Origin of the sequence: Candidatus Brachybacter algidus (genome assembly GCF_016707225.1) — a bacterium.
Classification (GTDB): domain Bacteria; phylum Bacteroidota; class Bacteroidia; order Chitinophagales; family Saprospiraceae; genus Parvibacillus; species Parvibacillus algidus.
The window spans coordinates 679,810-699,168 of the sequence record NZ_JADJID010000002.1; the positions used below are offsets into that span (position 1 = coordinate 679,810).

The window sequence follows — 19,359 nt, forward strand, 5'->3', positions numbered from 1 at the left end:
TAATTATTAATAATGGATTGAGTATTTAGCTTTTACAGGAAAACATCAATCTTCGCGTTCAATAGCCTATGACTTTAGTCAAGGTTCTAAAATGAATAACGAACAGTGAATAATGAATAATGAGAGCAGGCAGGGTCGCTAGGTCTTGAATGCAGGTGATATTTGAAATATTGAATGTTGAATTTTGAGGTTGCTTATAATTTAAATGAACCATTTTACTGAATTCTCATTACTTGTCGTAATTTTGCGCCTTAATTCTAAAAAACACTATGGATCTTACATTTTTGAAAGAACTTGGCTTACAGGAAGTCAATGCAGGTACTTCAACAGGACTTCATTGGGTCGCTGCAGATAATTATATTGAAAGTTACAGTCCCGTTGACGGTAAATTGATAGGCAAAGTTGGCGTGACTACAGAGGCTGATTATGAAGCCGTGATCGTAAAAGCTCAGGAAGCTTATAAGCTATGGAGAAATATCCCTGCACCAAAAAGAGGAGAAATAGTTAGACAATACGGAGATACTTTGCGCACGCACAAAGATGCATTGGGTCGCCTTGTATCATACGAAATGGGCAAAAGTCTTCAAGAAGGTTGGGGTGAAGTTCAGGAAATGATCGACATCTGTGACTTTTCGGTTGGACTTTCAAGACAATTATACGGTTTGACGATGCATTCTGAGCGCCCGATGCACAGAATGTATGAACAGTGGCATCCACTGGGTATCGTCGGCATTATCAGCGCATTCAACTTTCCTGTGGCAGTATGGTCATGGAATGCAATGATCGCGTTGATCTGTGGAGATGTATGCATCTGGAAACCTTCCGAAAAAGCTCCTATGAGTGGAGTCGCATGTCACCTGTTATTAAAAGAAGTTTTAGAGAAAAATAATGTTCCTGAAGGGGTAGTCAACTTGGTAAATGGTGATTACAAAATCGGTGAAATGCTTACCAAAGATGGCAGAGTGCCTTTGATCTCTGCTACTGGTAGCACGAGAATGGGGAAAGTAGTTGGTGCCGCTGTTGCAAACAGATTAGGTAAATCACTTTTAGAACTTGGTGGAAATAATGCCATCATCATCACTCCAAATGCAGATCTTGATATTACGCTGACAGGTGCAGTGTTTGGGGCTGTTGGAACAGCAGGACAACGTTGTACTTCTACACGAAGGTTGATCATTCATGAAAGTTTGTTTGAAACGGTCAAGTCAAAACTTAAAAATGCTTACGGTCATCTGGTCATCGGCAATCCATTGGATGCAGGTGTTCATGTAGGACCATTAATCGATAAGGATGCTGTAGATCTATACAGTTATTCATTAGAAAAAGTTATTGAAGAGGGTGGTTCTTTTGTCGTGGAAGGTGGTGTGCTTTCCGGTACAGGTTATGAAAGTGGATGTTATGTCAAGCCTTGTATTGCTGAAGTAGAGAATAGTTACAAAATCGTGCAACACGAGACATTTGCACCTATCCTTTATTTGATTAAATATTCTGATCTTAATGAGGCAATAGCTTTACAGAATGACGTACCGCAAGGACTTTCATCGGCTATCATGACTACTAATATGCGTGAAGCAGAGTTGTTCCTTTCGAATAACGGTTCTGATTGTGGTATCGCAAATGTCAATATTGGTACCAGTGGTGCTGAGATAGGTGGTGCGTTCGGTGGAGAAAAAGAAACTGGTGGAGGTCGTGAAAGTGGATCAGATAGTTGGAAAGCTTATATGAGAAGACAGACCAATACGATCAATTACAGCACGGAACTTCCGTTAGCTCAAGGGATTAAATTCGATCTTTAACGAATATTTATTAAGCTGATATGGAATTGTTTACTATTTTTGTGTAATAATTCCATTTACATAACTACCATTACTTTTTGTGGTATACTTTTTGAAGTAAACATTCGATATCTACAAGGTCTCGCGTTGGAATTATGTTAAGAAAATTTTTACTATTAATTTGCTTTTACATTTGTTGTCACAGCTATGTGTCAGCACAGCAAGTATTTGTAGTAAAAATCCCCGGATATACAGGTTACGCTATACCATCTCAAAAAGGGATAGAATTCGACGATTTGGTCGGATGTACTGAGTGGACAAATGAAAATATTACATTACAATACAATGTTAGAATTGAAGCTAAAGGTGATCTGGGCATCAGACTAATGCTTTCCAATGACGGCAATGAGCCGGCATTCCTGAGTGTGAAATTTGGAGATAGGACGAGAGAACTTAAAGTACCTCCTACTGGTGGGAAGGCAAAGTTTCAAATGGTGGATGCAGGTGTATTTACAGCGGATTATCCTGGTTTCTATTCAGTATGGATAAAACCTATCTCAAAATCCGGTTTGTTTTATCCCGGCATTATGAATGTTCAAATGTATGCTCCTTTTGCTGACAAAATATCTTTTCCATCTGTCGCTGAGCGTAACGCATCTACAGTCAACCTTACTTATATATCAGGTCAAAACGAAAAGATCAATGGAATGTGTGTAAATACAACCGTTCCAAATAACTATGATTATCAGGGAACAAGAATCTCAGCCATAGCTAATGAAGTATTTAAAGTTGGTCTCGCCAATGAGGAATCCGGTAAATATCTATACGTTACCTGGAAAAATGTCAAGGGATATGTGAAACCAACTTTTCAATACAGTCAGTTTAAAAACTATTCAATTGATTCCAGCATGGAAAAAATGAGTAGGTTTATTGTTCCATATAATTGGGCGCCTGATCAGGTTATTTCACTTTCACTGGTTCATAAAGTAGATTCCTGCACACTAGCAGAATCATGGGAGGCTAGGATCTATAATGAGAAGAAGAAAAAATGGAATACAATAGCCGTCCTAAGTGGCGGCAATACTTCCGGTCTTGTCAAGGACTGGTATAGTGCAGTAGCCAATTCTGATCCCAATACAGGCAATGTAGAACACAAAGCTATGTTTTCTAGTCCGGTGGCATGGCTCTCCAATGGAAAGAAGAAAAAGATCACTCAAGCGCGCTTTGGTCACGATATGAAGGGGAAGGTGGAAAGAAAGGATTATGGTGCCGGGGTAGAAACTGATACTTTTTGGCTGAGTACCGGTGGGTTCTCTTACTCACAGGCTACCTTTGGCAAGATATATGAGACCAAATCCAAGGTCAATAGTGTCATTGATGAGCGTTTTTCTGCTAGTTTTTGATAACTAACGTGAATAATGGTTAAGCAACATTCAAATATACCTCTTTGGAGAGTTCGGTCGTGCTTAATTTAATGCTAGGTTTTTTAGGAAAGAAATGATATGCACAGAGGGCAGAAATCGCATTGTTCAAAAATCCTTGCAGAGCTCTATGTCTGGTGTGCTGTATGTTACATTGGTTTTTCAATTCGTCATTGACACATTCTATTAGGGCTCGTTTTCTCAGCAGCACCTTATCGTTATCAGATAAGTTCATAGACTTCATGTTTTTACGTCTTTTAAAGATCAAGTCTACACCATCATTCCATAGGAATTGGGCTAGTTTATCAGATATATATCCTCTGTCGCCGAAGAGTTTTCCGAAAACTTCTTTTACCATTACGGAGAGAATGTCTTGATTCCTGTCATCTACATTTGCCTTGGACAGGTAGAAGTTCAACAACTCACCTTTGTCATTAATGATCAGGTGAAGTTTAAACCCAAAAAACCAGCCCATTGTGCTTTTAGATTTAGTCGCAAAACCTTTGAAAACCTTGTTCTGCTTTTCTCTTTTTATGTGACAAACATTTAAGGTTGTTGAGTCAATAAAGCTAATTCCGGTGCATGCTCCCAAACATCTGTTTTTCAAAAACATCAACAATGGAACAAAAAAGTCGGTTTTGTGTCTGATTAAATCGCTCATATGTAACCAATCCAGGAAACAGATCTCTCCAATGAACTAAAACCAATTCATTATAGTATCTTTTAAAATTGGTATAAGAACTCAAATGAAAGCAAATGTAAATCGTCATCTTTTCTGATAGACACATTGATGATTTTCGATTTCTGAATTTCTTATTTCCAGTTGAAATAGCCCTTTTGCACTCAATTTCATCAAATCCTTTGCAAAAATCGTCAACAGTAATGAAAATTTCTATAACTTTGTGCTTATCCATAGGAGAATTATTTGATTTATATCGTTGTTTGTCAGACACTAATATATTAAATATTCTCCTATTTTTATAATATTTAGCCTTTTTTCTTATCCATTATTCACGTTAACTATTCTTTTTCCAATGCCCCCCTCGTTATATAATACTGCGCCAGCATATAAGTGGACATAATTATTATACCTGAATAAGCATACGACTTAGCAAACTTGTCAATAGCGAGTGCCGTATCTGATACAAGAAAAAAGATCGCACCCAGGAAGATCATTATAAAACTGACCCTGCTAACCATTCCATATCTATTCATGGCGAAAATGGCCATAATCGAAATGATTATCGCATAGCACAATACTGGTATTTTCAGATCACCAAGACCAGGAGACAAATAATTAAACAATGAAATGCAGAAGATACCAAAGACCAAAACTGCTATCAAGAATAAGACTTTATTATGAGTTATTTTTTGCTTAAAATCAAGGTAAAATGCAGTTATATAACTTAATTGAGCCAATAAAAATGCCACTAATCCTGCAATGAAAAAATTGGGATTCTTATCCACCATCATTAATAAAATATCGCCAATCAATGAAAAAATTAATCCTGCAAAAATCCTTTTTTGAAAAGCATTTGACAGATGAGTGACATTATAAACATAAAGTAAAAGTGATCCGGCGATCATTGGTTTGGTGATGCTGACCAACATAGAATATTCCATAGCGATGCCGCTAAGGTGCAGGACGAAAATGAAAGCAAATAAAATGCTAAATGAGTTGTGTTTCAACATGTTTTTGATTTTGAATTCGAAAGAACCAGATTAGCGATATAATCTGTATTATGATGAATAAAATTGAAATAAGAATAAAATTTGGAATGTTTAAGAACACAAATATTAGTGAAAGAGAAGAAACCAATCTTATTATTTCGAAGTGTCTCAGCCAAACATTCCGCTCGAAAAGTGCGCCACAACTGATGAGTGTAGCCATAATAAATATTGCACTTAATACATTTTGAGCAGCAGTCATTTTTTCAAAAAGAAATAACATAGCTGAGCCTGCAACCAACGCTACCACGAACTGAAGTAAGCTGTATGCCGCCCAATTATTGCCCGACCAAGCATCGTATTTCTTATAATTCTCTTTGTCTATCTCTGGTGCTGACTGATATCCTCCCAGGTATTCAGGCTGCCAGCCAGGTGCATGTACATAGACACCAATTTTATCTTTAAACCCTTTCGCTTTAGATGACATTCTGAACAGATCAATCCAGTAGTGAAAATTAGCCCATACCGGATTCCAACTGTCAAGAGGTTTTGTGATTCCATAGTAAACAGCCTCCTCTTCTTTCTGAAAAGTACCGAACATTCTGTCCCAAATAATAAGTGTGCCGGCATGATTTTTATCAATGTACTTTGGATTGGAGCCATGGTGCACTCTGTGATGCGAAGGTGTATTGATGATATATTCCAAGAATCCCATCGACTTAATAGCCCGGGTATGAATCCAGAATTGGTAAAGTGTATTAAATGAACTGATGGTCAGGAACATGATAGGGTCAAAGCCAAAAAATGCCAGCGGCAAGTAAAATACCCAGGAGAACCACCCCTGAAACCAAGATTGTCGTAGCGCAACTGACAGATTGTATTCTTCAGATTGATGGTGCACGATGTGTGAAGCCCATAGTCCGTTCACTTGATGACTCATTCGATGAAACCAATAATAGAAAAAGTCAACACCAATAAAAAGAAGTATCCAGACAAGAACGGTAGAAGGAAGATCAAAAAAGCGTAGATGCTCGTAGATATATTTATATCCAAAGAATACGGCAGTTTTCATGAAAATTCCAGTTACTTGCTGTCCTATGCCCTGGCTAAGATTTGAGATGGAATCGTTTAGTCTGTAATATTTTAATTTATGAAAATAGGTGTAGGCAAGCTCAATTCCGATTAACAGGAAGAAGATCGGTATGGAAAGCGCAATGTAATCGACTTTCATTGAATGAATGTTTTTTTCAAAAATACTCAATTCTTTCAACTTAAGTTATTAATGTGTTTGCCACAAGAATAATTCATATTTTTGTCTAACTTTTATTCAGTTTTATCGTTTAATCTCCATGGAAAAGAATATCCAACAAAATCTTATTTTATTTGATGGTGTATGCAATCTTTGCAACGGTTTTGTGCAATTTGTCATACGTCATGATAAGAAGAAAAAATTTAAATTTTCATCATTGCAGTCCTCCTTTTCTCAAGCATTGATCGCAGAAAATTATCCGGAATTAAAAGAAATGAAGACCATCGCATATATTACAAATGGGGAAATGATGGTCAGATCTACCGCAGCGTTATATATATTAAAAGACCTTGGAGGCATTTTTTCGTTGACTTTTGGTGCGATGATCATCCCTGCTTTTATACGAGATTTTTTCTATAATTGGTTGTCAGCGAGGAGGTATAAATTTTTTGGAAAGTCAGCTGTATGTATGGTTCCGACAGCAGAATTGAGGGAAAGATTTTTTTGAGGGAAATGAAAAATTTCAGCATATAATTTGTTAGCAATTTACGCTCTCCAAATTATTACTTTCAGGGAGCAAACAATTATACCGACCAAAAATAATAATTATGATCTTCATCCAGTTTGAATCCTGCTTTTGGATAAAGAGCATTTCCAGGAATATTTGTTCTAGCTGTTTCGAGCGAAATACCAATAACTTTCGTTTCTAAAGCAAGCTGCTTTGCTCTATCTAATAGCAAGTTAGAGATCTTCAATCCACGATAGTCCGGATGTAAATAAAGATCATTTAGCAACCAGATTCTATTCATATTAGTAGAGGAAAAAAGCGGATATAACTGAGTAAAACCTACCATTATTCCTTTTGTACGGGCGATATAAATTACAGATTCTTCCTTTATGATTCGCTCTGATAAGAAGAATGCTGCACCTTCCAAATCCGTTGCTTTACCATAAAATACTCGATAAGCGTCGAATAATAATGATAGCTCCTCCAGATCAGCAATATTTGCTCTTGTTATCTCAGTCATATTGATACTTTATTGCCTTTGAAGTAAAAGACTTTTGTCGATCCGATCTTAGTTACTCAAGTTTCGGCAGTTAAGAAACAAAGGTAGGTGGTTGATGTTAGATGTTAGATGGAGCTTAGTCAATTGATTCATATTTCTTCTTTAATAGGTTTATTAGAAAAAATATCCATGTGATTGATGGATCCCGCAGTTGCGGGACTAAAATCTACTCCGCCATCACTTCGTTTGTCGGACAAGCTTCTAACATCTAACATTTTATTAAAATTTAAATTATTTCTTCAAAAATGAAAATTTGACTACCGAAACTTAAGTTAGTTACCTAAGTTATTTTTTGAGTTTAATTAATTTTGAATTATTCTTTCAATTAAATAACGACCAATTAAACACATCCATTTCGCCAACAAATTCAAATCCTACTTTTCTATTTAAACGCCAGCCTCATCTCCTCACCTTTATCACCCTGCCGCCGCTTTGGCTTTGGCAGGCAAGCTTCTCACCTTCTCACCTTCTCACTTTTTCACCTAAATTTTTACCACCTTCACAACTTTCTGATAATTGATTTCCAAAATGTAAACTCCTGGTGATAAATTTGATGTCGAAATAGTTTTGGAACCATCATTGGAGGAAAGCATCACACGGCCATTTACATCAATAATTCTTAAGCTATTTATTTTATGTTCACTGTCGACCGTGATTTTATCATTAAATGGATTTGGATACACATTCACTCTAAAGTCATTGGAAGTTTTCGTCGCCAGGCTCACTGTATTTTCAGCATTGTAAGTTGGATCGAGTTCTGCAAAACTTCCTGTTCCATTAGGATATCTGCCATATGTTTTTTCTTCACCAAGAATAGGAAAAGTTACTTGGTCGAGGACAGTTCCATTAGCATCACTCAAAGCTACAGATTCACCTGATGCAGATAATTTGAAATTACAATGCAGCCCGGCCTGCTCCTGATCTTCATCGGCCCAAATAATCAGGTAAGAATTCGGAGCAATAGTGGCTGAAGGAAAAGTCCATTTGTCTAAAGCATCCAATTTATCACTCAATTTATAGTTTTCAAGATTGATAGTCGCATCACTATTGTTATACAATTCGATCCAATCATCATATTCTCCATCCTGATCTTGAATAGTTTTAGTATTAGAGGCCATTATTTCATTAATGACCAAACCACCTGCACTTAAAGTTATAGAGTGAAATTCATGCTCTGCGCGCACTGGTGAAAAGATACCTGCATTATCGTTTTCTGAATAAATGTAGAATTGAATGGGTCTGCTGATGCCATTGCTAAAGACCTTACCGAAAATACCATCTCCTGCCATGCCATCATCGTTAAGACCATCATCTAAAAGCTGAATTTTGGTAAATAATTCAGATCCATCATGTCTGTATGCTACAAAGCTATTTGTCGCGTCAGAAATATTAGCAATAATAGAAAACGCAGTATTTGTAACAACTTTTGAAGGGAAGAGAAGATCCGTGATTGCAGGAGGCAGAGCCGTAAATGCTGTATTTGTTTCTAAATAAGCTTTTCTTACTTCCATTAATTCGGTGATACCGCAAAAACTTTGGCCACCGCCGCCGCTGCCACTTATTGAGGTATTGAGGTTATTCAAAAATTTAGTATAAGAATAAGTACTGTTAATATCTAATTTGACATCCGGTGCAATTAAATCCTGCATGACCTGACCTCTTTGTGCATACAATCCTGAAGTGATCTGTTCCTCCAGCATCGTTTTACAATGGGCTATATACATTCTTTTATAAGTAGGATTGGTGAAAAGTGTATTTACAAGTGGCCAATTGCTGTCATTTTCTCGTAAATAAGGTGTCATATTCTGCATTTTAGTCAAACTATTACCACCCTGGCCACCGGTGCTGATCATGGAGAAAGCTCCAAAACTCATATTGAGATCCCAGATGACCGGTTTCATGCGCCCTAAATAATCCTTGATCATATAGTAATTCTGTCTGAATGGTCCAGTATAACTATCCAGATTGACTACGACATTATTGAAAGCCAGCATCCAAAGCGCCCTATCCACATCAAGGTATTTATCGATTTCTCCACCATCTTTTGAAAGATGATTACAAAATCCAGCCAGATCATTCCAGCCATAATCAGACTTCATTTCATAATAACTGAAATAATCTGAGCTGTCTTCAGAATAATATTTTAAAGAAGACCCATCCCCAAATACTGATAACGGATTGCACTTGACCCTTGTATTATCGTCATTAGCATATAAATATCTTTCCTGAAAGTCACCATCGATAGACTCTGAAGAGGAGAATACGCCGTAAAATTTATCATTGATGTAAACCCTTGCAAAATTAGAAAGAGGTGCTTCTGTGTAATTGCGCAGTAATTCATAGGATAAAACTTCTCTCAAAGCACTTGGGTCATTGCGTCCGCTCGCTAATTTAAGTGTCTCCCATCCTTGATAGTTCTGTTTTTTTACATGATCCAATTTTATATTGAGTGGATTTTTTGCATTTGAGGGGTTATATGTACTATTTCCTTTAAACTGCACACCGCAGCTATCCATGTTAATACCATTAATACTTACTGTACCTATCAGTCTTTCATCTAAATCATTGGAATAGTTTGCATCCATGATTTGATCCCAGTTGTTTTCGACAAATGATATACGGATCTCTGTGATGTGCGCTACGTCATAAAGACCCTGAGCGTTAGAACGGAAGAAAGAAATACATAGAAGTAAGTAAAGAAAATGCTTCATAAAAATGATATTTTTAGAAATTAGGCGATCTTTTTGGGCCTCCTTTTTTTCTGGTTTTTAAATTGTCGATATATAGTTTTTTCTGATCAGCATTTAGGATGCTTAAGATTCTTCTATGATGGTCAAACATTGATTTTTCAAAATTAACAGAATTTGCAGAAGCATGCCATAAAGAGTCACAATTATCTCCATTAGTCAGGCAAATCATCATTTTATCCCTGATATCATCAGAATTCTGGAACAAGGAGTCTCTCTGCTTTTCATGTTTTTCAAAAATCACAGTAAGTTCTTCTCTCTGTTTTGCATCAAGTTTCAGTTTTTCTGAAAGCCTGTTTATAATCATTTGGGCGGGAGGAGGACCGTCACGTCCTGGTCCGCGGGGCTTAATTAAAAGGAATATCAGTGTTAAGTTTAGCACAACCAGTACAAAAAAGCCGATTTTAAAAAAAGAAAGAGAAGATCTCATGGATATTGTATTGTGACATCAGAAGTAAGTTCCTGATGAGTTGTTTCAATATAGGTAATATAGGTATTTGATGTTTTATCATTTGATTGCTCAAGTACTTCCACAGCCACAACTATATTCAGTAAAATTACGATAATCATAGCCGCCCATGCCCATCGGAATTTTTTTCTTTCATTCTGCCTATTGTTCAGAGTTGCAATGATTTGATCCTTAAGGTCGATTTCCGCTACTGGAGCAGGCCATTGTTCCAGCAGATTGAATATATTTTTTTCGTGTTCCATATTTTTGGGTTTTAGCGCATTGTCATTTTTTAAAATTGGCGATTTGTAATCAGTAATCTGTAATCAGTAATGTGTAATCAGATTTTTCCCAAACAAAGTTATAAATAACCCCCCTCACCTCTTAACCTTCTCACCTTCTCACCTCCTTTAGTCTCTCTTTTTACCCTTTTCCCTCATTTCGGGATAAAATTTTGATATCTCTTCTTTTAAGATGGCTTTAGATCTTGTCAAAATTCCTTCGACCGCCTTTTCCGTAATATCCATAATTAATGCTATTTCTTTTTGAGATTTTGCTTCCATATATTTCAGAACAAACACAGTTTTATATTTGTCTGGCATTTTATCTAATGAGGTTGCTATAATTAAAGCATATTCTTTATTCTCTAGATGTTCGTAAGGGTTGAGTTGATCTTTGGTAGCTATGCTATCTTGAATAGAAAATATGGACAGAATACCTGAGGATTTGCGCTTTTTTGTTTGCTGTGCCCTTAATGCATCTAAACAGCTGGAGATAGCAATGCGATATATCCAGGTGGCTAAACTACTTTGTTGCTCAAAATTATTGATGGAATTAAAAATGGCGATAAATACTTCCTGTGTTTGATCCTCTGCCAAAGTACCATTCTTCAGAAAAGAATAGCAAGTATTATAGATCCGCTGCTGATATTTTTCGACAAGGATTTCAAATGCCGGAGGATGTCCGGATTGAAGTTCTCTTATGAAATCAGCTTCTTCTGACAGAATATTCAGATTTAAATTATCAACGTATTAAGTGGTTAAAGTTATGAAAAATTGGAGATTGTTAGAGATATTAAATGTACTCAAATACTTTCAATGCTTTTGCCGTCATCTCCTGCATCGCTTTGAAATAAATTAAATTATTCAAGCTGCTATTTAAAAACAAGATTCCTAAAAGTAAACAAAGGAAAAATATTATTTTGTTTCGTTATCCAATTTTCATTGATTTTTATCCAGATCTTTAAAAATAATATATTTAGTAAATTCAAAGGCATTTTGTAAAGCATAAGCATATTCCTCTGCACTCGGTCTTTTCTTCCATTCGCCTGTAATTGCGGAAGTAAACCTACCTTTAGGAATCGTCAATCTCCATAGATATTGATTGCTCTTTCCTTCAACTATGTATGGAGACGCATTAATATATGCATATAAGTCTTTGCCTGAGCCCCATAAACCATATTCTACTACATCAATGACAAGCAATTCATCGACTCCATTTGCTTTACAATAATCTTTTATAAAATAAGGGTAGAAATTACCTTCTACTTGGAGACTTACTAATTCCTCCACATTTATATTTCCTTGGATAATTTTTACTTTCTTTCCTCGTGCGCCAAAACTTTCCGCAAGACTCTTCTTCATTGTGATAAAAACATCAGAGATTAATATTGAATCGGAAATGTTTTTATTTCTTTTCTTCTGAACGCCATCTTCAATCAAATTTCCTGCAGCTCCCACAGCACTGAGACCATAATTATTATTTGGGTATTGACCAAATTTTGGTAAAACCGTAAATACAATCCCTAAAGTAGTTGGTTTGTCATAATAACCCTTTTGCATGGGTCTGCTAAAATTGCATGAGCTAATTAAGAGCGGAATTAGTAATAAAACAATTAACTTCATTGATTACAAATTATTCATTTTAATGCCGTATTGATTGTCATAATGTCACCGCCTTCGGGGTTCTTGAAAGAATTACATTCTATTTTTCTATAATAATGTCAACCTTTCAGGTTTTCAATTACGTATTACCTTATCACCCATAACCTATCACTTAAAGCTGTTAGCTATTGGCCATTGGCTATTGGCTCTGATGTGGAAGCGAGATAAATTTGTTGTTAAAGTAAAGATTCTGTGTAAAAATTGAATTATACTAAAGTATTTATCATTCATTACTCATTACCCATCATTAAAAGCTGTTAGCTATTGGCCATTGGCTATTGGCTCCGATGTGGAAGCGAGATAAATTTGTTGTTAAAGTAAAGATTCTGTGTAAAAATTGAATTATACTAATGTATTTATCATTCATTACTCATTACTCATTACCCATTACCCATCATTAAAAGCTGTTAGCTATTGGCCATTGGCTTTTGGCTCTGATGTGGAGGTGAGATAAATTTGCTATGAAAGCGTAGACTCTTTGTACAAATTGAACTATGCTTATGTATTTATCACTCATCACCTGATCACCTGATCACCCCATCACCTCATTAAAATTCTACCCCTTCGGCGCTGCATCCCTTATCTCCTGAGCAGCTTCATCAGCAAACTTGGCAAAGTTCTCATTGAAATCTCTTGCAAGCTGTGTCGCCTTTTGATCATAAGCTGCTTTGTCTGTCCAGGTATTTTTAGGATCCAGTATCTCAGAAGGCACGTCAGGACAAGATACCGGTATATTCAGTCCAAATATTTCATGTTTGTGGTAAGCTACATTGTTTAACTTTCCACGGATAGCCGCAGCGATCATAGCTCTTGTATATTTGAGTTTCATTCTGCTCCCTACACCGTATGGTCCACCTGTCCAACCGGTATTGACCAACCAGACATTGGCACTGTAGCGTTCCATTTTATCTCCCAACATCGCTGCATATCTGGCAGGATGTAATGCCAAAAATGGTGCGCCGAAGCATGCAGAGAAAGTGTTTTGTGGTTCCTTAATACCTGCCTCTGTTCCTGCCACCTTAGCGGTATAGCCGGAAATAAAGTGGTACATGGCTTGACCTTTGGTTAACTTAGAAATGGGAGGCAATACACCGTATGCATCACAGGTGAGGAAGAAAATATTCGCAGGGTGAGGCCCTTTGGATACTGGAAGGGCATTTTCGATGTGGTGCATCGGATAAGAAACCCTTGTGTTTTCAGTGATTGAAATATCCTCAAAGTCCGGCGTTCTGGTCCCATCAATAAAAACTATATTTTCGAGAATGGCGCCATGCTTAATAGCTTTATAGATCTCAGGCTCACTTTCTTCACTTAGATTGACCGTTTTAGCATAGCAACCACCTTCGAAGTTGAATACACCTTCGTTCGTCCATCCATGTTCATCATCTCCAATTAGATTACGTTCAGGATCAGCTGAAAGCGTGGTTTTACCTGTGCCACTTAAGCCAAAGAATATGCTCGTATCCCCTTGTTTCCCGGTATTTGCAGAACAGTGCATTGGAAATACACCTTTGTCCACAGGTAATAAGAAGTTAAGTACTGAAAATATACCTTTTTTTATTTCTCCTGTGTAGCCCGATCCACCTATTAGTACTTTCTTTTTAGTAAAATCTATAATTGAAAAATTGTGCTGTCTTGTACCATCTGTAGCCGGATCAGCGAAAAATAGCGGGGCGCAGATAATGGTCCAGTCAGGAGCTTGTCCTTCTTCATTGCGATCAGGTCTGAGAAACATATTATTTGCAAACATATTGCTCCAGGGGTATTCTGAAATAGTGCGGACATTTAATCTGTAATTCTCATCTGCACAGACGTAATTATCTCGGATGAAAACGTCCTTGCCATCCAGATATGCCAGCATTTTTTCTTCCAATTGTTGAAATTTGCCTGCATCGAACCTTGTGTTGAAACCGCCCCAATTCACTTCTGATTCGGTTTTATCATCACTCACGATAAATTTATCTTTGGGAGACCTACCCGTATATTCCCCAGTTTGGATGGATAGAGCACCTTTGTCAGATAAGAATCCCTGACCTCTGAGGATAGTTTCTTCTATTAGTAATTCTGGTGTGGCATTATAATATACCTTGCCTGGATTCTTGATGCCTATTTTATCCGTTAAGTTTTTTATATTGTTGTTTTCTTTATTACTCATATTTCTTTTTTTTTATCAAGTAGCCGTAAAATTATATGAAATATATAGAAAAAACAAACATAATTATGGTTGAAATCAGCGATCGAGGTTATTATTTTTAAATTTTAATGATTACTTTGCGCCCCCTAGCATCAATATATTAAACGGTCACAGGGATCTTTTCCAATAGAAAAATTTACTGGAAAAGTTTTTAATCTTTCATTTAAGAACAATATTCAACATGGGTCGAAAGAATTTAAGCGTCATTATCATCCTCCTTGCACTATTCATAGTTGGGATATTACAACTATCTCTTTCATACTTTGGGGCGAATATTCATTCTACCATCATCACTTCTTCCCATATTCTGGTCATGGCAGCATTCATTTTTTATGCCATACAGAAGAAAAATCTTACTACATGGATTTTAGTTTCTATGGTGATTGGTGCTTTAATCGGACATGAATTTCCTGATGTTGGTCAGAATATGAGGGTGCTTAGTCAGGTCTTTCTTAAACTGATAAAGACCATAATCGCACCCATCTTATTTTCAACACTAGTAGTAGGAATTGCCGGACATTCAAACCTAAAGCAAGTGGGAAGAATGGGCTGGAAGTCCATTTTGTATTTTGAGGTTGTAACTACTTTTGCTTTGATAATAGGTTTGATAGCCATCAATATATCCCAAGCTGGTGTAGGTATTGTTTTACCGGAAGGTATGCATGAGACGCTGCCCGAGGTGACAGTTTCTACTTGGCAAGACATCATTTTACACATCTTCCCTGAAAATATCGCCAAATCCATATACCATGCGGAGGTGCTGCCAATTGTGGTCTTTAGCGTATTGTTTGGAATCGGGCTTGCCATGCTGGATGAAAGGAAGAAAAGACCTATGCTTGAATTCTGTGAAAGTCTTGCAGAAACGATGTTCAAGTTTACAAATATCATCATGTATTTCGCACCTGTAGGTGTAGGGGCGGCTATCGCTTACACTGTAGGACATATGGGATTGGGGATTTTAGTAAACCTGATTCAATTATTATTGACACTTTATGCAGCATTGATCGTATTCGTGCTCGGAGTGCTGTTGCCAGTGGCATTGATAGCCAGAATTCCTGTCATAAACTTTCTGAAAGCCGTTATAGAACCTATGTCAATTGCTTTTGCAACTACTTCATCTGAATCTGCCCTGCCTAAAGCAATGCAGGCAATGGAGAGACTTGGTGTGCCAAGGAAGATAGTTGCTTTTGTTATTCCAACCGGTTATAGCTTTAATCTGGATGGAACCACCTTATATCTTTCACTTGCTTCCATCTTTGTCGCTCAGGCGGCTGGCATGCATATGGACGTACCAACACAAATATTATTGGTATTCACATTGATGCTTACCAGTAAAGGTGTGGCAGGTGTGCCAAGGGCTTCTTTGGTGATTTTACTTGCTACAGCAGCTCAGTTTAATCTTCCGACATGGCCTATACTAGTCATTTTGGGTATAGATGAATTGATGGATATGGCGCGCACTTCGATCAACGTAATGGGCAATTGTCTGGCATCTTGTGTAGTGGCAAGATGGGAAGGCGAATTCGTTCCGAGAGACCCTTCCTTGCCGTTGGAATCTGAACAAATCATTACCACTTAACTTATAATTCAGTAATCAAAATAACTTCATTTAAAGGTATTTTGAATTTTATTAAAATGTTAAGCGTTGTACAAAATGCTAATATAAATGACGCCATATTTTTTCAGAATTAGAAGCTTTCCGACGGAGGCATTGATAGCTGACTAGTATTTAGTCCCAAGCGAGCGAGATCCATCAATAAATTGAAAATGATAGGTTGTTATCACTTAAAATAAAAATTATGATTCAATTAGTTAGATACCAAATAGTTTCAAACATTAACCAATTACCTTCGTTGCTTAAGTGATAAAACTTGGACCAACTCGCTTTTTTAGTTGACAATGTTTTGGCTTAAAAACTAACTTCAATAAAGATATTTACGAAATATAACTTCACATAAATTAAACTGTTTTATGAAAAAATTATTATTAGTGTGCTTATTGACTTTAAATTATTTATCGAATATGACAGCACAAACTCCGATCCTGGACAGGGATCTTTTCTTTGGTAATCCACAGATCGCCGCCGGGCAATTAAGTCCGGATGGTAAATGGATCTCCTTTATGAAAGAATATAAAGGCATCATGAATGTTTGGGTAAAGGCTTTCAATGAGTCCTTTGACAAAGCGCGTCCATTGACTGATAGCCAAAGACCATTCAATGGGTATTTTTGGACAGATGATAGCAAATACATCTTGTATGTAAAAGACAAGGATGGCGATGAGAATATCAATGTTTTTGCAGTGAATCCAAAGGACCAAGGGGTAGATGGTAATGTTCCTGAATCCCGTAATCTTACACCATTGAAAGATGTGGCAGCTCAGATATATATGGTGAGTGATAAAGATCCTGACAAATTGATGGTGGGGCTGAATGACCGCGACAAGGCTTGGCATGATTTGTATGAACTTAAAATCTCTACAGGTAAACTTACGTTGAAATATGAAAATAAAGAGCGTGTCACAGGTTATGACTTTGACTGGGATGAAAATCTAAGGTTATTGTACAAGACCGATGAAAAAGGCAGTACGATCATGTATAGAATAGATAAGGATGGCAGTCTGGCACCTATCTATGATTTCTCAGTGACAGAATCTGCATATGTGAGCTCTTGGAATGAGGACAATACAAAGGCTTATCTGGTGTCAAATAAGGGTGACCTCAATCTATCGACATTATTCTTGATGGATCCATTGACTTCTAAATTAACCAAGATCGAAAGTGATCCAAAAGGTAAGGTTGACTTTGGTGGTATTCAAATAGACAGGAATACAAGAAAGATCATCTGCACGAATTATGTGGCAGATAAAACTGAATATATTTGGAGAGACAAAAATTGGGAAAGTAATTATAAATTTCTTCAATCCAAATTTCCGGGGAGAGAGATTAGCTTCCAAAGTTCTACCAAAGATTATTCAAAATTCCTTGTAGGAGTTGGTGGAGATAAATATGCTTCTGAAGCTTACTTTTTTGATGCTAAAACTAAAGAAACTATACATCAATATACTCCCAGACCGGAGTTGAAAAAGGTTGAGAAATATCTGACGGAAATGAAGCCTATCAGTTACAAAAGTAGTGACGGACTTATGATTCCCGCTTATCTAACTTTACCTCCGGGCGGAAAAACTAAAAATCTTCCTGTAGTGATTTTGGTGCATGGTGGACCTAAAGGACCCAGGGATTATTGGGGATATAATCCACAAGTTCAATTCCTTGCCAATAGAGGTTATGCTGTTTTGCAGCCAAATTTCAGAGCAAGTGGTGGTTATGGCAAAGCATTTCTAAATGCAGGAGATCTTCAATGGGGTAAACTTATGCAAGATGACATTACTTGGGGTGTTAAACATCTCATCAGTACAGGAGTTGCAGATAAAAATAAAGTCGCTATCATGGGTGGAAGTTATGGTGGGTATGCTACGTTGGCGGGACTTGCCTTTACTCCTGATGTCTATGCTTGCGGTGTGGATATCGTAGGCCCTAGTAATATCTTAACCCTACTTGGATCCGTACCAGCATATTGGGAAGCCGGAAGAGCATTCTTATATGGTATGGTAGGTGATCCAAATACCGAAGCCGGAATGGCAATGATTAAAGCGGCAAGTCCATTATTCAGTGCTGACAAAATCGTTAAGCCTTTGCTCATCATCCAGGGTGCCAATGACCCAAGGGTTAAAAAGGCAGAGGCTGATCAGATCGTAATTGCATTACGTGATAAAGGTAAAAAAGTTGATTACTTATTAGCTGATGATGAAGGTCATGGATTTGCCAAACCTGTCAATCGCATGGCTATGTATGCTGAAGTAGAGAAATTCCTTTCTACGGTACTTGGTGGAGTATATCAAAAAGATATGCCTGCAGATGTGACTAAACGTTTGGCTGAATTAAGAGTAGATGTTAAGAGTGTCACCTATACACCGAAAGAAGAAACAGCGGTTAGTACAAGTCTACCGGCAATCGACAATAAATTTGCCGCTACTTCGACTGACTATGATCTTGTTATAGAGGTTCAGGGACAGACTATTCCGATGGCAATGAAACGCACCATTACTCAAAAGGGCGATAACTGGATGATATCTGATGTAGCAAGCGGTCAAATGGGTGAAATGAAAGATGAGATCCTGTTTAACTCCACCTTTACTCCAATATCCAGAAATGTTGAGCAAATGGGCATGAAAATCCCTGTGACCTATAGCGCTAACAAAGTGGAAATGGAAGTACAGGGCAAGCCAATGTCTATGGACTTCAAAGGAGCTATGATTACAGATGGTGCCGGGATGGACATGATCATAGCAGGTCTGCCACTGAAAGAAGGATATACAATAAATGTTGAAATGCCGGATATGTCTACCATGAAATCTAAGCAAGTTACTGTTAAGGTAATTGGTAAGGAAATGCTTAATAATATCGAGCACACCATGGTAGAGGTCGTATCAGCTGACAATGAAAATGATAAAATTACATTGTGGATAAATCCTGCGACGAAAAGCGCAACGAAGATGGTTCAAATCCTGCCTGCTATGGGCAATGCGAAAATGACGACGACGATGAAGTAAATTGTTTTGATAAAATATGAGTCCCGGTTGTGTGTGCATGGCCGGGATTTTTTTTGTGAAGTGAGGAAGTGAGGAGCTTGCCTGCCAAAGTCAAAGCGGCGGCAGGGTGAAAATGGAAAATGGAAAATTGACAATGAGGCGAAGAGTGAGGAGTTTTTATTAATCTGGTCAGAATTATTTTTCAAAAAAGGGCTTCATGTTATAAAAATAAGGCTCGCAGAAGTTTTTGTTCAGAA

At 37.3% G+C, this 19,359-nt stretch carries 15 protein-coding genes and 1 pseudogene; 5 read left to right on the forward strand and 11 right to left on the reverse strand.

What is annotated here, in order from left to right; genetic code table 11:
- Positions 1-269 precede the first annotated feature (269 nt).
- Together amaB and IPI15_RS08740 are read left to right on the forward strand one after the other, a co-directional pair.
- Positions 270-1,796 carry an L-piperidine-6-carboxylate dehydrogenase gene (gene amaB, locus IPI15_RS08735; RefSeq protein ID WP_287401796.1) on the forward strand — a complete coding sequence of 509 codons (1,527 nt, stop codon included), beginning with the start codon at positions 270-272 and terminating at the stop codon, positions 1,794-1,796.
- Positions 1,797-1,984: 188 nt separating this feature from the next.
- Entirely contained in the window at positions 1,985-3,178 is a 1,194-nt protein-coding gene (locus IPI15_RS08740; protein WP_287401797.1) for a DUF3472 domain-containing protein, read from the forward strand.
- 19 nt (positions 3,179-3,197) lie between these two features.
- On the opposite strand, the pseudogene IPI15_RS08745 reads toward IPI15_RS08740, so the two are convergent.
- The 3 genes and pseudogenes from IPI15_RS08745 to IPI15_RS08755 form a co-directional block, all read right to left on the reverse strand.
- A pseudogene (locus tag IPI15_RS08745) lies at positions 3,198-4,110 on the reverse strand (IS982 family transposase).
- 106 nt (positions 4,111-4,216) lie between these two features.
- The gene (locus IPI15_RS08750; protein ID WP_287401799.1) at positions 4,217-4,888 is read right to left on the reverse strand and encodes a lysoplasmalogenase; all 672 of its coding nucleotides are present in this window, start codon (positions 4,886-4,888) and stop codon (positions 4,217-4,219) included.
- Positions 4,866-6,095, reverse strand: coding sequence for a sterol desaturase family protein (locus tag IPI15_RS08755; RefSeq protein ID WP_287401800.1), 1,230 nt, complete (start codon positions 6,093-6,095; stop codon positions 4,866-4,868). The genes IPI15_RS08750 and IPI15_RS08755 overlap by 23 nt, the downstream gene beginning before the upstream one ends.
- Before the next feature lie 118 nt (positions 6,096-6,213).
- On the opposite strand from IPI15_RS08755, the gene IPI15_RS08760 reads away from it, so the two are divergent.
- Positions 6,214-6,621, forward strand: a complete 408-nt coding sequence (locus tag IPI15_RS08760) for a thiol-disulfide oxidoreductase DCC family protein (RefSeq protein ID WP_287401801.1) — start codon at positions 6,214-6,216, stop codon at positions 6,619-6,621.
- A 76-nt stretch (positions 6,622-6,697) separates the two neighbouring features.
- Here IPI15_RS08760 and IPI15_RS08765 read toward each other — a convergent pair whose 3' ends face one another.
- The 8 genes from IPI15_RS08765 to pckA form a co-directional block, all read right to left on the reverse strand.
- Positions 6,698-7,141: a GNAT family N-acetyltransferase gene (locus tag IPI15_RS08765; protein WP_287401802.1), complete on the reverse strand. Its 444-nt coding sequence runs from the start codon at positions 7,139-7,141 to the stop codon at positions 6,698-6,700.
- Between the two features lie 128 nt (positions 7,142-7,269).
- The gene (locus IPI15_RS08770) at positions 7,270-7,395 is read right to left on the reverse strand and encodes a hypothetical protein (RefSeq protein ID WP_287419914.1); all 126 of its coding nucleotides are present in this window, start codon (positions 7,393-7,395) and stop codon (positions 7,270-7,272) included.
- A gap of 267 nt (positions 7,396-7,662) precedes the next feature.
- Positions 7,663-9,891: a CotH kinase family protein gene (locus IPI15_RS08775; RefSeq protein ID WP_287419916.1), complete on the reverse strand. Its 2,229-nt coding sequence runs from the start codon at positions 9,889-9,891 to the stop codon at positions 7,663-7,665.
- Positions 9,892-9,904: 13 nt separating this feature from the next.
- A complete protein-coding gene (locus tag IPI15_RS08780) occupies positions 9,905-10,357 on the reverse strand; it encodes a hypothetical protein (RefSeq protein WP_287401804.1) in 453 nt (150 codons plus the stop codon).
- Positions 10,354-10,638: a hypothetical protein gene (locus IPI15_RS08785; protein WP_287401805.1), complete on the reverse strand. Its 285-nt coding sequence runs from the start codon at positions 10,636-10,638 to the stop codon at positions 10,354-10,356. Before IPI15_RS08785 ends, IPI15_RS08780 begins: the two co-directional genes overlap by 4 nt.
- Positions 10,639-10,785: 147 nt before the next feature.
- Complete coding sequence (locus IPI15_RS08790; RefSeq protein ID WP_353738749.1) at positions 10,786-11,388, reverse strand: RNA polymerase sigma factor; 603 nt, start codon at positions 11,386-11,388, stop codon at positions 10,786-10,788.
- A gap of 207 nt (positions 11,389-11,595) precedes the next feature.
- A complete protein-coding gene (locus tag IPI15_RS08795; protein ID WP_287401806.1) occupies positions 11,596-12,279 on the reverse strand; it encodes a hypothetical protein in 684 nt (227 codons plus the stop codon).
- A 595-nt stretch (positions 12,280-12,874) separates the two neighbouring features.
- Positions 12,875-14,473: a phosphoenolpyruvate carboxykinase (ATP) gene (gene pckA, locus IPI15_RS08800; RefSeq protein ID WP_287419918.1), complete on the reverse strand. Its 1,599-nt coding sequence runs from the start codon at positions 14,471-14,473 to the stop codon at positions 12,875-12,877.
- Positions 14,474-14,693: 220 nt separating this feature from the next.
- Between pckA and IPI15_RS08805 the strand changes: the two genes are divergently transcribed.
- A complete protein-coding gene (locus IPI15_RS08805) occupies positions 14,694-16,091 on the forward strand; it encodes a dicarboxylate/amino acid:cation symporter (protein WP_287401808.1) in 1,398 nt (465 codons plus the stop codon).
- 392 nt (positions 16,092-16,483) lie between these two features.
- Positions 16,484-19,123 carry a S9 family peptidase gene (locus tag IPI15_RS08810; protein WP_287419920.1) on the forward strand — a complete coding sequence of 880 codons (2,640 nt, stop codon included), beginning with the start codon at positions 16,484-16,486 and terminating at the stop codon, positions 19,121-19,123.
- Positions 19,124-19,359 lie beyond the last annotated feature (236 nt).

Coding starts and splice junctions, on each gene's coding strand:
- amaB (WP_287401796.1), top strand. CDS start 270: ATGGATCTTACATTTTTGAAAGAACTTGGCTTACAGGAAGTCAATGCA.
- IPI15_RS08750 (WP_287401799.1), bottom strand. CDS start 4,888: ATGTTGAAACACAACTCATTTAGCATTTTATTTGCTTTCATTTTCGTC.
- IPI15_RS08755 (WP_287401800.1), bottom strand. CDS start 6,095: ATGAAAGTCGATTACATTGCGCTTTCCATACCGATCTTCTTCCTGTTA.
- IPI15_RS08760 (WP_287401801.1), top strand. CDS start 6,214: ATGGAAAAGAATATCCAACAAAATCTTATTTTATTTGATGGTGTATGC.
- IPI15_RS08765 (WP_287401802.1), bottom strand. CDS start 7,141: ATGACTGAGATAACAAGAGCAAATATTGCTGATCTGGAGGAGCTATCA.
- IPI15_RS08770 (WP_287419914.1), bottom strand. CDS start 7,395: ATGTTAGATGTTAGAAGCTTGTCCGACAAACGAAGTGATGGCGGAGTA.
- IPI15_RS08775 (WP_287419916.1), bottom strand. CDS start 9,891: ATGAAGCATTTTCTTTACTTACTTCTATGTATTTCTTTCTTCCGTTCT.
- IPI15_RS08780 (WP_287401804.1), bottom strand. CDS start 10,357: ATGAGATCTTCTCTTTCTTTTTTTAAAATCGGCTTTTTTGTACTGGTT.
- IPI15_RS08785 (WP_287401805.1), bottom strand. CDS start 10,638: ATGGAACACGAAAAAAATATATTCAATCTGCTGGAACAATGGCCTGCT.
- IPI15_RS08795 (WP_287401806.1), bottom strand. CDS start 12,279: ATGAAGTTAATTGTTTTATTACTAATTCCGCTCTTAATTAGCTCATGC.
- pckA (WP_287419918.1), bottom strand. CDS start 14,473: ATGAGTAATAAAGAAAACAACAATATAAAAAACTTAACGGATAAAATA.
- IPI15_RS08805 (WP_287401808.1), top strand. CDS start 14,694: ATGGGTCGAAAGAATTTAAGCGTCATTATCATCCTCCTTGCACTATTC.
- IPI15_RS08810 (WP_287419920.1), top strand. CDS start 16,484: ATGAAAAAATTATTATTAGTGTGCTTATTGACTTTAAATTATTTATCG.